General features: G+C 46.3%; 15 protein-coding genes. 9 read left to right on the top strand and 6 right to left on the bottom strand.

What is annotated here, in order from left to right:
• Positions 1-49: 49 nt before the first annotated feature.
• Positions 50-1,657, bottom strand: a complete 1,608-nt coding sequence (locus BHE18_RS15690; protein WP_235860345.1) for an amidohydrolase — start codon at positions 1,655-1,657, stop codon at positions 50-52.
• Positions 1,658-1,799: 142 nt separating this feature from the next.
• Here BHE18_RS15690 and BHE18_RS15695 point away from each other — a divergent pair, with 142 nt between their 5' ends.
• Complete coding sequence (locus tag BHE18_RS15695) at positions 1,800-2,351, top strand: GNAT family N-acetyltransferase (RefSeq protein WP_071619462.1); 552 nt, start codon at positions 1,800-1,802, stop codon at positions 2,349-2,351.
• A 551-nt stretch (positions 2,352-2,902) separates the two neighbouring features.
• On the opposite strand, the gene BHE18_RS15700 is transcribed toward BHE18_RS15695, so the two are convergent.
• A complete protein-coding gene (locus BHE18_RS15700; protein WP_071619463.1) occupies positions 2,903-3,136 on the bottom strand; it encodes a hypothetical protein in 234 nt (77 codons plus the stop codon).
• Between the two features lie 499 nt (positions 3,137-3,635).
• On the opposite strand from BHE18_RS15700, the gene BHE18_RS15705 reads away from it, so the two are divergent.
• Complete coding sequence (locus tag BHE18_RS15705; protein WP_071619464.1) at positions 3,636-5,888, top strand: UvrD-helicase domain-containing protein; 2,253 nt, start codon at positions 3,636-3,638, stop codon at positions 5,886-5,888.
• A 178-nt stretch (positions 5,889-6,066) separates the two neighbouring features.
• On the opposite strand, the gene BHE18_RS23280 is transcribed toward BHE18_RS15705, so the two are convergent.
• The 4 genes from BHE18_RS23280 to BHE18_RS15720 form a co-directional block, all read right to left on the bottom strand.
• Complete coding sequence (locus tag BHE18_RS23280) at positions 6,067-6,210, bottom strand: hypothetical protein (RefSeq protein WP_171910723.1); 144 nt, start codon at positions 6,208-6,210, stop codon at positions 6,067-6,069.
• 490 nt (positions 6,211-6,700) lie between these two features.
• Positions 6,701-7,330 carry an arylformamidase gene (gene kynB / locus BHE18_RS15710; RefSeq protein ID WP_071619465.1) on the bottom strand — a complete coding sequence of 210 codons (630 nt, stop codon included), beginning with the start codon at positions 7,328-7,330 and terminating at the stop codon, positions 6,701-6,703.
• Between the two features lie 10 nt (positions 7,331-7,340).
• Complete coding sequence (gene kynU / locus BHE18_RS15715) at positions 7,341-8,618, bottom strand: kynureninase (protein WP_071619466.1); 1,278 nt, start codon at positions 8,616-8,618, stop codon at positions 7,341-7,343.
• Between the two features lie 132 nt (positions 8,619-8,750).
• On the bottom strand, positions 8,751-9,605 hold the full coding sequence (locus BHE18_RS15720) for a MurR/RpiR family transcriptional regulator (RefSeq protein WP_071619467.1): 855 nt from the start codon (positions 9,603-9,605) through the stop codon (positions 8,751-8,753).
• A gap of 275 nt (positions 9,606-9,880) precedes the next feature.
• Here BHE18_RS15720 and BHE18_RS15725 point away from each other — a divergent pair, with 275 nt between their 5' ends.
• The 7 genes from BHE18_RS15725 (at position 9,881) to BHE18_RS15750 (ending at position 15,462) form a co-directional block, all read left to right on the top strand.
• The gene (locus tag BHE18_RS15725; protein WP_071619468.1) at positions 9,881-11,224 is read left to right on the top strand and encodes a GntP family permease; all 1,344 of its coding nucleotides are present in this window, start codon (positions 9,881-9,883) and stop codon (positions 11,222-11,224) included.
• A 147-nt stretch (positions 11,225-11,371) separates the two neighbouring features.
• Positions 11,372-12,889, top strand: coding sequence for a gluconokinase (gene gntK / locus BHE18_RS15730; RefSeq protein ID WP_071619652.1), 1,518 nt, complete (start codon positions 11,372-11,374; stop codon positions 12,887-12,889).
• A 456-nt stretch (positions 12,890-13,345) separates the two neighbouring features.
• Entirely contained in the window at positions 13,346-14,065 is a 720-nt protein-coding gene (locus BHE18_RS15735; protein WP_071619469.1) for a YebC/PmpR family DNA-binding transcriptional regulator, read from the top strand.
• Between the two features lie 118 nt (positions 14,066-14,183).
• Positions 14,184-14,396 carry a hypothetical protein gene (locus BHE18_RS15740; RefSeq protein ID WP_071619470.1) on the top strand — a complete coding sequence of 71 codons (213 nt, stop codon included), beginning with the start codon at positions 14,184-14,186 and terminating at the stop codon, positions 14,394-14,396.
• A 12-nt stretch (positions 14,397-14,408) separates the two neighbouring features.
• Positions 14,409-14,549, top strand: a complete 141-nt coding sequence (locus BHE18_RS23285) for a hypothetical protein (RefSeq protein ID WP_171910724.1) — start codon at positions 14,409-14,411, stop codon at positions 14,547-14,549.
• A 16-nt stretch (positions 14,550-14,565) separates the two neighbouring features.
• The gene (locus tag BHE18_RS15745; protein ID WP_141771900.1) at positions 14,566-14,766 is read left to right on the top strand and encodes a hypothetical protein; all 201 of its coding nucleotides are present in this window, start codon (positions 14,566-14,568) and stop codon (positions 14,764-14,766) included.
• 132 nt (positions 14,767-14,898) lie between these two features.
• Positions 14,899-15,462: an NAD(P)H oxidoreductase gene (locus BHE18_RS15750; protein WP_071619472.1), complete on the top strand. Its 564-nt coding sequence runs from the start codon at positions 14,899-14,901 to the stop codon at positions 15,460-15,462.
• Positions 15,463-15,771 lie beyond the last annotated feature (309 nt).

Consider the following 15,771-nt stretch of genomic DNA (forward strand, 5'->3'; position numbering starts at 1 on the left):
CCATGATGCTTTAAAGCGTCGGGGGACGGGCTTTATTTATGAACTTTATTCAGGCTTCGAAAATAACCTCCCCGTCCATAATCGTCATAACGGTTTTTACATCAAGGATTTCATCTGGTTCCACCTCGAATAAATTACGTTCGAGTACGACAAGGTCTGCTTTCTTGCCGGTTTCGATCGTACCCAGCTCCTTCTCGCGGAAATTCCCATACGCCGCGCTTTTCGTATAATGGATGAGCGCCTCCCCAAGCTTTATTTTTTCCTCAGGGTTCCAGCCGCCCTCCGGGGTGCCATCCTCATGTTTTCTTGTGACAGCCCTGTATATGCCGAGCATCGGGTTAAGGTCCACGATCGGAAAATCCGTCCCGAATGCTATCGGGGCACGGTGCTGCTGCAGGGAATCGATCGGCCAAGTGTATCTGGAACGCTCTTCACCTAGGCGGTCCACGTAAGCATGGGTGTCCATCGAACCCGATGTCATATGTTCAGGCTGAATCGATGCGATTACACCAAGCTGTTTGAAGCGATGGAAGTCGCTTGGATGGCATACTTCGATGTGTTCGATCGTATGGCGCGAATCGCGCTTCCCGTTCACGTTTTCTGCATGTTGGAATAAATCGAGCCCCATGCGGACAGCCCCGTCCCCGCATGCATGCAGCCTGACCCTGAAGCCTTCCCGGTCTGCATCCTCGATCCATTTTTTGTACTGCTCCACATCATAGATCGTTCCGCCTCTTTCATTCGGCCGGTCCGCGTAAGGATCGAGCAGATAGCCGGTGTACGTAAGAGGGACGCCGTCCAGGAATTGCTTCAAACCGGAGAACTGGAGGCGGTCCGACTGATACTGTTCTTTCAAGGCGCGGCTTCTGGCAAGATTTCCGTCCATCACATCAAGAAAATGGATGCGCGTCGTCAGCTTTCCGCGTTCTTCATACTTCCGGTAGAAAGCAGGGTCACCGAGCGTATACCCTGGAAGAGGAAGCATATCCCCTACTGAAGTGATGCCGAATGAAGCGTTTTTTTTCAGCATATTCTCCATTAACTTTGCCTTCACGGACTCATTAAACTGAAAGGCCTTCGTGACATATTTTACTGCTGTTTCATATAAGAACCCGGTCGGATCGCCATTTTCATCCTTTTCGATCCGGCCGAAAGGAGGCTCCGGTGTGTCCCGGCCGATTCCGAGCTTTTTTAGTGCGGCTGTATTCAGCCACGCGCTGTGTGCTTCCTCGTTCAGCAGGATGACGGGGCGGTCGGGGAGGAAGCGATCCAGTGAGTGGCGGGTCGGCAGCTTCTGTCCGGGCCAGCGGACATGATGCCAGCCGAAGCCGAGAACCCATTCATCATCGGGATGGGCCAGGGCATAGTCCGCTGCCATCCTTGCCGTCTCATCTTCCGTTCCTCCAAATGTCAACTGACAGAAGCTTTCAAACATCGCCCCGAGAAAAAAGTGAACATGAAAGTCATGGAAACCCGGCATGACCAGCCGGTTTCCCATGTCGTATACTTTCGTCGAAGCATCAAGATAGCTTTCCAGTTCGGAATGAGTCCCCGTACCAATGATCCTGTCTTCTTTGAGTGCCACGAACCCCGGTGCAGGAAAGGGGGAGGTACCGTTAAAAACAGCCGCACTTTTAATGATTTTCTGTGCTTTCATTCTGTTCATCCTTTGCAATGATCGTTTCTTTTCATTATACAGAATGCTGAACAAGGAAAAACACAATTGTTTTCAAAAAAGAGGTGATTGAAGGCGGGGGATTGAATAAGGTTAACAAATAAGTGACTAAGGAGTTAATAAGATGGATCACACACAGAAATTCCCGGTTCTGAAAACGGGAAGATATATGCTGAGGCAGATGGAAGAAGGGGATGCACCGGACGTATATGCTTATTTTTCTAAAGATGAAGTGACAAAGTATTATGATCTTGAAACATTTACTGAAAGAGGCCAGGCGGTTGAGATTATTGACCGGTGGAATATGAGATTCCAAAAGGGTGAAGGGATCAGATGGGGAATTGAGGATAAAGAATCCGGCAGAATCATCGGAAGCTGCGGATACCATTGCTGGGAGAAGGAACATTTTAAGGCAGAAATCGGTTTCGAAATTCACCCGGATTACTGGAGAAAGGGAGTCATGTCGGAAGTATTGAAGCCGATTATACAATATGGATTTGAAACGATGTCGCTTAACCGGATCGAAGCTTTCTATGATCCGGAAAATACAGCTTCGAAGGAATGTCTTTTTAAAGCGGGCTTCATCTTTGAAGGGATTTTAAGGAAATCAGCATTTGAAAAAGGGGTATTCTGTGATGCGGCAGTCTGCTCTATTTTGAAAGAGGAGTATGTATAAACAATTAAGACGCTGTCTATGTATCTTTCACATAAACAGCGCCTTAATGTAAGTAAACCTTTTTCAATTACAAGTTCTATCCTTTCTTACTAATACACATACCAAACATTCAATTAATTTAAATTAATGGTGTTGCATGTTATTTAGTTTATTTTTTTTCTTTCGCATCCCCACATGCCCACATGGTGCGAAGATAGTTTTCACGGGCTACCTTCTATTTGCAACATGATCCTAGCATGCTTCGCTTACACTCTTCATTGGAATCACCCCAGAATTAAGATTTGCGCGTCCCCGCATATCCACACATCTTGAAATCAGTTTTCACGGGCCGATTTCAGTTGCAAGATGTGATGTTGACATGCTTTGCTTTCAGTGCGTCATTGGAATCACGCCTTCCTTAAAGATTGTGTAATCTTTTGTTAAATACATAGTAGCAAATCCTATCGATTATTTAAATGTTCAGAAAAGTCCATATTTTCCGATTTTGACCGGATTTCAAATCGTAATAGGCATTTATCTTTCTTTATCGCATTCTATCTCACTATTTGAAATTACACTTGCCTGCGCGTAAGGTAATAGTGTTCAAACCCCATTTCCCGATTGACGAGCAGCTCCATTTCCTCCAGGTGATGTGTTTCGACCACCGGATCACGGGAGGACCAGTGCACCTGATAGACAAAATAAAACGACCTGATTTTCCTGAGTATTACCAAAGAATGAGGGAACAGATCAAACTCCGCCTTTATCGAATTGCGCCGGGTAAAACCCCATTTTGTTATTTTCACGTTCATCACCTATTTGTTACTTACCTTTTTTTGGCTTGTTTTAATCCTGGGAAGGAGAGTTGTAGATCTTTATTTTTTAATTTGAGTCTGTTCCTTTTCGCTCCAGGCACAAGAAAGGAGGGCCGCCGTCCGTCTGCGGAAAGCGAAGTCTTCCACGGAAATCATCAGCGGTATTCAATGTTCATGTGCTAGTAGGATTTAAACAAACGTTTGATTAACATCCGCAAACCTTGCAGCAGCAGGCTTAAACGATTTAAACAGTTGTTTAACTCCAATCCCATGAAATCAACGTTTTGATTGAAAAAGTTAAACAAACGTTTGATTAACTTCCAGAAACCTAATGATAACGGCATGTGGAGGATTTAAACAGTTGTTTAAGAGAATTGGCAGAAATTGATTTTCATCAGAATCGATTGCGGGATGCCGGTGGCGCTTGTTATGATAGAAAGGTTACCTATTTCGGAAATGAACTTTTGCTATAGAGCAAGGAGAATGTGCGTTGAATAAAGTACAGACGAACTACTCGATTTATCCATTTGAGGCAGAGAAGACGGACATCCCCTCAGCCTCCTTACATAAAGGACAAACGTCAAGGGAATTGATTGCTTCAGATGAGGAGGATGCATTCTTTTTCAGGAAAATAGAAGAGGCGGGCATCCTTCTGAATGAGGCGCAGATAGCAGCCATGCGTCATGGGAGCGGTCCGTGCCTGACACTTGCCGGTGCCGGGACAGGGAAGACGACGGTCCTTGTATGCCGCGCAGGATATCTGATGAATGTGAAGGACATCATGCCGCAGAACATCCTGCTCGTCACATTCACGAAAAAAGCAGCCGAGGAAATGAAGCAGCGCATCAACTCTCTTCCAGGCATAGAAGGAAGGGGACGCAGCATCCAGGCGAGCACCTTTCATGCACTGTTTCTCTATTTGCTGCGTTCGAGGCATTACACCCAGGAAATTATCGGGAATGACCGCTACAAGCAAATCATCCTGAAACAACTCCAGCGTGAAATGAATATCTACGACCCATATGATGCCGAGACACTGCTTGCGAAGCTTTCGCACTATAAATTAAATAAAATAAACATAAAAGAAATGCCGCACTCTTCAAAGTCAGACAAGGAAATCCGCGACATCCTGATTCGTTACGAAGAATGGAAGCGCAGGAATCACAAGATGGACTTCGATGATATCCTGACCGAAGCATACGATTTGCTCGACATGAACCCAAATCTCCTCCAAAGCCTGCAGCACCGCTTTCAGTATGTCATGGTCGATGAGTTCCAGGATACGAATCTCATACAATATGAATTGATCAAGATGATCGCGGCCCATGGAAACCTGTTCGTGGTCGGTGATGACGACCAGACGATCTATTCCTTCAACGGGGCACGAAACGAGTTCATCCTCGACTTTGACGATGAGTTCCCGGAAGCACGGATCGTCACGTTGAAAGAAAATTACCGTTCCGACGCCTGTATCATCGGGCTGGGGAATGAGGTCATCGACCGCAATGTCCACAGGCGGAATAAGAGATTGATAGCCACGAAAGAAGAAAAAGAGAAGCCTCTTTACGCAAGGCCGGCGACTGCCGATGAAGAAGCGGTCTGGGTCACAGAAGAGATTGAAAGACTGGTAGAAGGCGGCTATTCATACCGTGACATCACCATCCTGCACAGGACGATGAGCAGCGGACGGGCGGTCTTTGAGCATCTGTTGATGAAGGAAATCCCTTTTCAGCCATACAATCAGAAAGACTCTCTATTTTATGAAAACTGGACGGTCAAACCTGTCGTCGACTACTTGAGATTATGCATCGTGCCGCGCAATTTTGACGCGATCGGAAACATCCTCCCGACCATGTTCATCAGAAGGGAACAGGGGATGGCCCATATTTTACAGGAAGACAGTAAGGCAAGAAAAAAATATCCGCTCATCCACCTGACCACCATGAATGGATTGAAGCCTTTTCAGGTGAAAAATATTAAATCGCGGATGAAGTTCATCAAATCCCTTCAGGAGGATTCACCCGAAACGGCCATAAAGAAAATCCGCAAAGAATTCTATCATCAATACCTTGATGCTCAGGAATCACATGTCGTGACGGAGCAGAAGGAACTAATCAAGGAAATGCTGACGGAACTCGAAGGCTCGGCAAAGAGATTTGAAACGATATCGAGCTTCATTACCTTCATAGATGAAATGAAAGCGAAGTACGAAGACGTGTATCAGAATAAAAACCGCGAGACAGACAGCGTGTCCCTCATGACGATTCACCGTTCGAAAGGTCTCGAGTTCCCGGTTGTCTTTCTGATTGGAGCGATCGAAGGCAATCTCCCGCACAGCTCCGCTTTGAATGCCGGGAAACTGGAAGACAAGATTTATAAGGAATCTGCCCACAAAGAAAAAGGGGCGCTTGAAGAAGAAAGAAGGCTCGCCTATGTGGCGATCACCCGTGCCAAAGAGAAGCTCCTTATCTCATCCCCGGCCTACTATCAGGGGGAGACCCGGAAGTGTTCACGTTTCATCAGTGACATCTTCAGCAAAGAACCCCACAAGGACGAGGTGAAAAGCGGCGGATCCCGTGAAAAACGGACCGGCAGTCTGCACCGCGTCAAAGCCTGGCTCTGTACGAAAGGAAACTGTATCGCCTGGCAAAGGCGTGAGGCCGGTGAAACGGAAGCAGATGAAAAGAAGTGCCCGATGTGCTCGAGCCCGATGGAGCTTGGGGAGAAAGAAGTATACGGTTAGAAATGAGCCCCTGCCATGGATGCAGGGGCTTTTTATGAGTTGAAAATAAACGGCGCCAGCATGAAAATAAAACGACCAAAGTTGAAAAAAAGTCTCCGGGGGCATCCCCAAAAGCAGTACTTTAACATAAAAAAACGTCTCCACCGGAAGAAATCCCCTTCCAATGAAAACGCCGTTTTTATTGCGAAAAGTTGTCATGATCCTTATGCTCGTCAATCCGCTTCGAATCATTGGAGTCCAGGGCTTGTCTTAAGAAATAGATGAGGACGCCTAAAATCATGCCAAGGAACACAATGAATCCCACTGTCGTCAATATTCCCATTCATCTTCCTCCTTCCGCCTTATCAGTTATGACAAACTTTCCAGGATTTTAAACCTTTATACGTTAAGTCTATGAAGATTGTGTGGAATTTATATCTGTTGGGAGGAATTAAGTGAGGTGAAGGTTTTTTAGGGGAATGGGGGCCGGGTGCGGGAGGCTGGGGTGTACCAGGTACAGTTGGGGCGGGTTGTACCAGGTACACGGATTCCGGATTGTACCAGGTACAGAATCCATTGATTGTACCAGGTACAAAGAAGGGCGGTTGTACCTGGTAGAGGGGTAAATCGAGCCTGGCTCAAAACCATCGATTTGAGCCAGGCACCCCAACCAGGGACCGTCCTAAAATCAAAGGTGCCTGGCACAGAAAGGCCAAATTGTGCCAGGCACAAAACCCGCTGATTGTTCCTGGCACAATCAGTATACAATCCCACCCACCACAACCCCCCCACAAAAAAAGAAGCAGCCATAAAGCTGCTTCCATCAAACAAAATTATTTTCCTTCCCGGTCAATCAAAACGGCACGGACCGGGGATCCATCCCCGTCCCTAAGGGCGAGCGGCATGGCATACAGATCATAATAACCGGGTTCTACATCGTTCAGCACGATGCCTTCCAGGATCAAAATATCATTCTCGTTCAGTGCATGGTGGGCTTCCATCTCCTTGCTGTCCAGCTCATCCACTGAAGGGAGATCGACCCCTATGAGGTGAATGCCTTTCTCTTTTAAAAAAGGTGCCAGTTCCGGCTGGATCGGAGGTATGGATTCAGGGAAAGCATTGAGATCCTTCCATGCCCCTGTCTTGAAAAGTACTTTTTTCACACCGTTTAGGTCAATCCCTGAAAGGTGTTCGGGCCCGATACTTCCGGCATTTTCAGCAGTTACGACGACGGCCGGTCCGATATAGCGGTCAAGCGGCAGGTCCAATATTCGCTTGCCGTCATTTTCAAAATGAAACGGGGCATCCACGTGGGTTCCGGTATGGGCGCTCATGGTGAGCTGTCCGACATTGACCGATCCCGTATCTTCCATTGCCCAATTGAGAGAAAAGGAAAAGGGGGTATCACCCGGCCATACTGGTATATCATTGTGCAATGGCTGTGTAATATCGATGATTTTCATAATGACCTCCTCAGGCTACAACGTCACGGACGTTTTCAAATTGTTTATATTCTTCGTACTCCATGATTTTCTTCAAAATCTGGACGGTGTTCCAAACGTCTTCATAAGACGAATACAGAGCCACCGGAGCGAGGCGGATATTATTGGGCGCACGGAAGTCAGGCGTCACTTTATTAGCTTTCAGTGCCTTGCAGATCCTGGCGGCTTCGTCGTGCTGAAGGCTTATGTGGCCCCCGCGCCTTTCGTCTTCCTGCGGATTGCAGATGGTGAACCCGTATCCGGTAAGTTCCTGATTCACCAGCTCCATCATGAACCTCGTCAGGGAAAGGGATTTTTTCCGCAGCTCGCCGATTCCTGCTTCCTCAAAAAGTTGAAGTGAACCGAGTAAAGGCGCACTGCTCAAAATATGAGGTGTCCCGATCTGGAATGCCCCGGCGGACTCCGCAGGGGTGAGCACATGCTCCATATCGAACTGCTTGTCTTTCTTGGAACCGAACCATCCTGCAAGTCCCGGCTTCTTCCCAAAATGCCGCTCATGGACATATAATCCGCCGACTCCGCCTGGACCGCTGTTCAGGTATTTATAATTGCACCAGACCGCAAAATCCACTCCGTCTTCATGAAGCTGATGGGGAAGGGCGCCGACCGAATGAGCCAGGTCGAATCCGATGACGATTCCGCGCTTATGGGCTTCAGCCGTCAACCATTTCATATCCAGAAGCTGACCGCTCCGGTATAAGACAGAAGGGAGGACGATCAGGGCGATATCGTCTGTCATGGCCTCGATGATATCTTCTTCCTTCAGCGTATATCCGTCCCGGCTGTTCACCTGCACCAGATGTTCCTCGTGGGTGTATCCCTTTAATTCCAGCTGACTTTGAATCGCGTAAATGTCTGAAGGGAAAGTCAATTCATCCGCCAGGATCTTTGTCCGGTTTCCCTCTGGCTCATAAAAAGTCGCAATCAGCTGATGAAGATTTGTCGTAATCGATCCCGTCACGATGACTTCTTCCGGTTTGGCCCCGACCAGGGGAGCCGTTTTCGCACCGAGTTTTTCAGAATAATAGTACCAGGGCTCCTCACCGTTCATCCAGCCGTCGATCCCATGATCCTTCCAATCCTGTAGGGATGTGTGAAGCGCTTTCTCCGCACGTTTCGATAATAGGCCGAGGGAGTTGCCGTCCATATAGTAATGGCCTTCTTTTATGTAAAATTCGTCTTTGAAACGAGCGAGAGAGTCGCTCTTATCAAGTTCCTTTGCATGGTCGAGTGTAAGCTCCTTTGACATCTTGATCCCGCCTTTTATAGATTTCTTCTATATAGAATGATAATCCAAATGGTCTGAATAGTAAAACATTTCAAAAGAGCCCTCCAAAACAAAAAAACAGCGCGGACCAAAAATGGTACGCGCAGTCATAACTTATATCCTCTTCAACGATATGGCCTTCCTCATCTTCTTCAGCGCTTCCTGTCCAGTCGCTTCACGATGCATCATGATGTTCACATACAACGTATCAATGAGCGTCAGCTGTGCGATCCGGGAGGAAAGGGCTTCCGACCGGTAATCCGTTTCTTCAGATACGGTATACAGGGGAATGTCGGCCCCTTGGCTCAACGGGGATTTTGCGAAGTTTGTGATGCAAATGGTCTTCGCTCCAGTTTCCTTCACGACTTCCAACGTTTGAAGTATATCTTTCGTCGACCCGCTGTGAGAAATGAAGACTGCACAATCTTTTTCGGTCATCTGCGAAGCGGTCATCAGCTGGATGTGACTGTCCGAAGTTGCCCGCACGCGAAGCCCTGTCCGGATCAGCTTGTGATAGGCATCCAGGGCAATGACGCCCGAGCCCCCGCTTCCGAAAAACTCGATTGATTCAGCTCCGGTTAACGCGTCCACTGCTTCCTGAAGCCGGCTTTCATCAACCACCATCAAAGTGTCTTCAATCGTTTTGATGTTTGAGCGGAATACTTTTGAAGCAATCGTTTGAGGAGTGTCTCCCTCATCGACCCGTTCATGGATGTCTTTAAGCCCCGTCACGATTTCAGATGCGAGTGCTATTTTCATAGCCTGGTAGCCTTTGAAACCGATTCGTTTGCAGAATCGGAAGACGGTGGAGTCGGCCACGCCAAGATCTTCAGCCAGACTGTTGATGGTGGAATGAATGATGTGGGTGGGATTTTCCAATATATAATCGGCAATCTTCTTTTCCGTCTCACTGAACTGCGGGTAATGAGAACGGATGCTAGCCAGACAATGCTGATGTTCTTTCATCATGAGCAACACTCCTGTAAGGGTTTTCATGGTTTTATTATACTAGAATAAAAGAAAAAGAAAAATATTTTTTGTAAACGGTTGCAATTAGAAAAATATTTTTTATAATAGAGATATCAAGAAAAAATAATTTTTCCGACTTACACGCTTCTCAAGAAAATATTTTCCTAGATGAACAGTTTGAGAGGATCACTTACATAATGTGTTTTGTAAACGCTTAAATGTATTGGTTGGAATCAGAAATAAGTATATTTAAAAAAGAAGGGCAGGGGTTCAAGATGTCAGATCAAATGCTGATACTGGTTGCGTTAGCAGGAATTTTTCTTCTATTATTTTTAGTTATTAAAACAAAGCTTCATGCTTTTGTTTCGCTGCTTCTGGTAAGTTTAATCGTCGGGATTGCAGCGGGTATGCCTCTTGGTGAGGTTGTCACCTCGATCCAGAACGGGATGGGAGGGACACTCGGATTCGTCGCTGTAGTCGTTGGTTTAGGTGCTATGTTCGGCCGCATGCTTGAAGTTTCAGGAGGGGCAGAACGTCTTGCCCAGACTTTGATCAATAAATTCGGGGAAGATAAAGCACAGTGGTCACTTGGAATTACAGGGTTCCTTGTAGCGATTCCCGTATTCTTCGATGTCGGTTTCATCATCCTTGTGCCGATTGTATACGGACTGGCAAGGAAAACAGGAAAATCATTATTGTACTATGGTATTCCTTTGCTTGCGGGTCTAGCCGTAACACACAGTTTCATTCCGCCGACACCTGGACCGATAGCGGTTGCCGACTTGATTGGTGCAGATCTTGGCTGGGTCATTCTTTTCGGGGTGATTGCAGGAATTCCGTCCATGATCATTGCCGGACCGCTTTTTGCAAAATTCATCTCGAAAAAAATTCATGCCGTTGTGCCTGATTATATGCAGGCAGAAGAAATGGAAGATGATAAGGATCTTCCAAGCTTCGGTCTGATTGCATCATTGATTTCGATTCCACTTGTATTGATTCTTTTGAATACGCTGTCAGGAGTATTGTTGGATGAAGGGAATACTCTGCGTTCGATCTTGACATTCCTTGGTCATCCGTTCGTTGCTCTGACTATCGCGACGATCCTTACATTTATCCTTCTTGGGACGAAGCGCGGCTACACAAGGGATGAAGTGCAGGAAATTGCCACAAAAGCCCTTGAGCCTGCGGGGATCATCATCCTTGTTACAGGTGCCGGCGGAGTCTTCAAGCAAGTCTTGATCGACTCAGGAGTTGGTGAGGTCCTTGGTGAAATGATGGCGGGATCAAGCCTTCCGCCGATAGCCCTGGCCTTCCTGATTGCGATGGTTGTGCGTGTGGCTCAAGGTTCTGCGACCGTGTCGATGGTTACAGCTGCAGGTCTGATGAGCCCGCTGATTTCCACATTGGGCATGGAAGGTCCCGTTCTTGGATTGATGGTTATCGCCATCGCATCCGGTGCGACAGTATTCTCCCACGTCAATGACAGCGGATTCTGGCTGGTCAATCGTTACTTCGGACTGGACGTTAAAGATACATTGAAATCATGGACCGTCATGGAAACACTCATTGGTTTCGTTGGATTCGCGGTTGTGTTCATATTGGGTATGTTTATCGCATAAAGGTTTTATACTAATGGTAATGAAGGAAAAGGAAGGGCTTTCAGGCTTCTTCCTTTTCTCTGTTTTCTATCATAGCGGGTGACTTTTAGCTGACCCCGTTTTATACTTGTCACAGCAATGGTTACAGGAGGAATGAACATGGCACAGATGATTGGTGTAGATATCGGAACCACAAGTACGAAAGCGGTACTTTTTAATGAAAAAGGAGAAGCACTCTGCCGTCACGGAGTGGAATATCCATTACATACACCTGCCCCGGGAACGGCTGAGCAGGACCCTGAAGAAATTTTCCGTGCAGTCATTAAAGCGATCAGGGAAGTGACTGTTCAGGCGGAAGAAAAGATTTCGTTTGTTTCGTTCAGTTCGGCGATGCACAGCTTGATCCTGGTAGATGAAAACGGGCAGCCGCTCACGGGATCGATTACGTGGGCAGATAACCGCAGCGCCGGGTGGGCTGAGAAAATCAAGAAGGAATACAATGGGATGGACATTTACCGCAGGACGGGCACGCCGATCCATCCAATGTCGCCTCTTGTGAAACTGGCCTGGCTCAATGCGGAGCATAATGATTTATTTTCAAAAGCAGCGAAATTCATTTCCATAAAAGAATTTGTATTTCACCGTTTCTTCGGTGAATATGTTGTCGATTATTCCATCGCGTCTGCAACGGGGATGTTCAACCTGGAAAATCTCGCATGGGATGAAGAAGCGTTAAACACAGCAGGTGTAACGAGCGTCCAATTATCAAAACCTGTTCCTACAACCGAAAGTCTGACAGGCTTGAAAGAGGAATATACAGAAATGCTCGGACTGCCGGCGGACACATCTTTTGTAGTCGGCGCAAGCGACGGCGTCCTGTCGAATCTCGGGGTGAACGCCATCGAACCGGGTGTCGTGGCAGTGACCATCGGTACGAGCGGAGCCATCCGGGCCGTTACCGACCGGCCTGTGACCGATCCAAAAGGACGGATTTTCTGCTATGCATTGACGGATAAGCACTGGGTCATCGGAGGACCGGTGAATAACGGCGGTATGATCTTCAGATGGGTGCGCGACGAACTCGCTTCAGCCGAAGTGGAAGTTGCCAAGAGAATAGGGAAAGATCCTTATGAAGTACTGACCGACATCGCAGAAAAAGTTGAACCGGGATCGGAAGGGCTGCTCTTCCACCCGTATATGGCAGGGGAAAGGGCTCCGTTATGGAATGCAAAAGCCCGCGGATCATTCTTCGGACTCGGCATGCATCACAAAAAAGAGCATATGATCCGGGCGGTGCTTGAAGGGATCGTCATGAATCTGTACAGCGTGCTGCTCGCCCTCGAGGAACTGATCGGTTCCCCGACCCGTGTACAGGCAACGGGTGGATTCGCACGTTCAGAGCTGTGGCGCCAGATGCTAGCGGATATCTTCGATCAGGAAGTCGAAGTGCCGGAAAGCTTTGAAAGCTCCTGTCTTGGAGCGGTCGTCCTCGGCATGTACGGGCAAGGGACCCTGGGCTCGCTGGAAGAAGTCGAGTCGATGGTCGGCTCCGTCCATTCCCATCAGCCTGACGAAAAAGCAACAGAAGCCTACCGGAGACTGATGCCGATCTTCATCCGGCTGCCGCGTCTCTTGGAAAGTGAATACGAAGAAATCAGTGCATACCAGGAACAAAGCCGGCTGTAGAGCCGGTTTTTCTTTTTGAACTATTTTATGGTCAATTTAATTTTGTGGCTGCCAGAATATATTATCATGAAACTTTTTTAGAAGCAGATCAGTTATTAGAATGATTCTTAAAAGATCATATTTTTCTAAAATGGATCATAAATCCTCAGAATGGATCATAAATCTCCAAAATGGATCATATTTTTCTAGAATGGATCATAAATCTCCAAAATGGATCATAACCCCGCCCCAACCACCAAATTACCGCCGTTCAACAAACTCATAAAGTCGATTGAGGATCCTATTTGAACAAATCATCCATTTTCTTTACTAACCGGAGACAATTTTAAATAAAAAGAACCAGACTCAGCCCACTCCAACACATTAGCCAATTTTCGCCCATTTCATGTATAATAAAATAGACAAACAAACATTCATTAGCGATTAATTTTATAGACTGAAAGAGAGTGAAACAGAATGGGACGTAAGTGGAATAATATTAAAGAAAAGAAAGCGTCAAAGGATGCAAACACAAGCCGCATTTATGCGAAGTTCGGACGTGAAATCTATGTAGCGGCTAAATCCGGCGAGCCGGATCCAGACCTGAATCAGAATTTGAAATTCGTGCTTGAGCGTGCTAAAACGTACAACGTTCCGAAACATATCATCGACCGTGCCATAGAAAAGGCAAAGGGCGGTTCTGAGGAGAACTATGATGAACTGCGCTACGAAGGCTTCGGGCCGAATGGATCAATGGTCATCGTTGATGCACTGACAAACAACGTGAACCGCACAGCTTCGGAAGTAAGAGCGGCGTTCGGTAAAAATGGCGGTAACATGGGTGTGAGCGGCTCAGTTGCGTATATGTTCGATGCAACTGCTGTCATCGGTGTTGAAGGGAAATCTGAAGAAGAGGTTCTTGAAATTCTGATGGAGGCGGACGTTGATGCCCGCGACATCATCGAAGAAGACGATGCAGTCATCGTCTATGCTGAGCCGGATCAATTCCATGCCGTGCAGGAAGCGTTCAAGAGTGCAGGCGTGGACGAGTTCACGGTTGCCGAACTGACGATGCTGGCACAAAATGATGTCGAGCTTCCTGAAGATGCTCAGGCACAATTCGAGAAAATGATCGATGCCATTGAAGACCTGGAAGATGTTCAGCAGGTCTATCATAATGTCGATCTGGGAGAGTAACAACCTGGAGCGTATTCCTAAATGGAGTACGCTTTTTCTTTTGGACCGACCTCCCCTGGAAACAACCCTGCATGAATTGGAGCCGCAGGACTCATACTAAACCATGGAGGTGGTACAGGTGGATAAAGAAAAGAAAAATACCGAATTGAATTTTGACACACCCATCAACCCGGATTATCAAAGCTTTATGCCTGAGAAGGATGGGCGCTATACTTCGGTAGAATTCAAGGAAGCCTTCCATGGTGAATCAGTCGATGAACTTCGGTCGATCGAGGAAGGGAATATCTATTTTGCCGGTAAAGAGATCGGCCAGCAAAACGAAAATGGTTAAGGGGGAATGGTGATGAACACAGAAAATTATCCGGTGGCAAATCTTTCACATGAAACTCTGAACAAACTGCAGCAAATCGAAAGTGAATTGCGCAGCCAGACCGATGAGGATATTGTGCTGATTGCCTATACAAAAGAGAAGGAAGCCCATTAGAAAGGAGGCAGTGGAAGTGGATAAAGGAAAAAAAGAACTGCCTGACTTCAAGGAGCTTGATGATCGGCTGATTGCGGAGCCTTCACAGGGCCCTTTTTTTGAAATCAAGACGAATCTTGATACGCCGGTCACCGAAGACAATCCATACATCTCATCAGAAACAAGCAATGAAGAAATCGAGAAGATCAAACGGTTTTTCGATGATGATGTTTACTGATGACAGGCCTGGTCTTATCGGGATCAGGTCTTTTTTATATGCCTTCTCAATCCTTTACTTGCAGACGTCAATGGGACAATTTTTTTCAAAAGCCGTCCTTATTGTTACAATTGATAACTAAGAGGTGATATTTTGAAAGTATTGATCATTATTTCACATCCCAGAACAAATTCATTGACGTTCTCGATTGCCAAGCATTTTCAGGAAGGTTTACAGGAACAGGGGCATAAAGCGACAGTATTGGATCTCTACCGGGAAGAATTCGATCCGGTACTCAAGGAAAAAGATGAGCCCGGATGGGGGAATCCTGTTAAGACGCGGGCGACACACGTGGTAGAAAGCGAGAGGAAGAGACTGAAACGTTATGATGCCTATGTATTTATATTTCCGATATGGTGGGGTGGTTTACCGGCCATTTTAAAAGGGTATATAGATAGAGTCTTCTTCTACCCTTCTCCTTCTAAATTCCGTGCTGACAAAGTGATCTGGCTGGGACTGGCCGGCGATACCGAGCAGGAATTTACTTCAGGCGGACATGATACCGCTCTAAAACACCAATTAATTCATGGTATTTCTAAAAAAATGGGCATAATGAGTTCAGAAACAAAATTCTTTTTTGACACGATGGACGAGGATAAAAAATTCGATTATGAAAAAACTATGGAAGAAGCCTATCAGCTCGGTCTTTCTTTTTAAAAACAGGATAAATGTCACGGTCTCTTTAAAATAAATTTAAATAATTTTTGATGAATAAATATTGAGTAATACTATATATTTGTGTTTAAAATGGATAATTAATGTATATTTATTCACTGGTATCCTCGTTTTTAGAACGCCGGACTTTTATTTTTTCTGTGTTATGTTATGATAATTCTTGTGTCTACATCGGAGAAGGTTATTGCAGAAGAGATTTATGGTGTATAAAAAATACAAAAATATGTATAAGGAGGTTGTTGCTGCGTGGGAGAACAATTAACTTTGGCAACCTGGCTATGGCTGACCATA

The organism is Rossellomorea aquimaris (assembly GCF_001877785.1).
In the GTDB taxonomy this organism is placed as follows: domain Bacteria; phylum Bacillota; class Bacilli; order Bacillales; family Bacillaceae_B; genus Rossellomorea; species Rossellomorea aquimaris_A.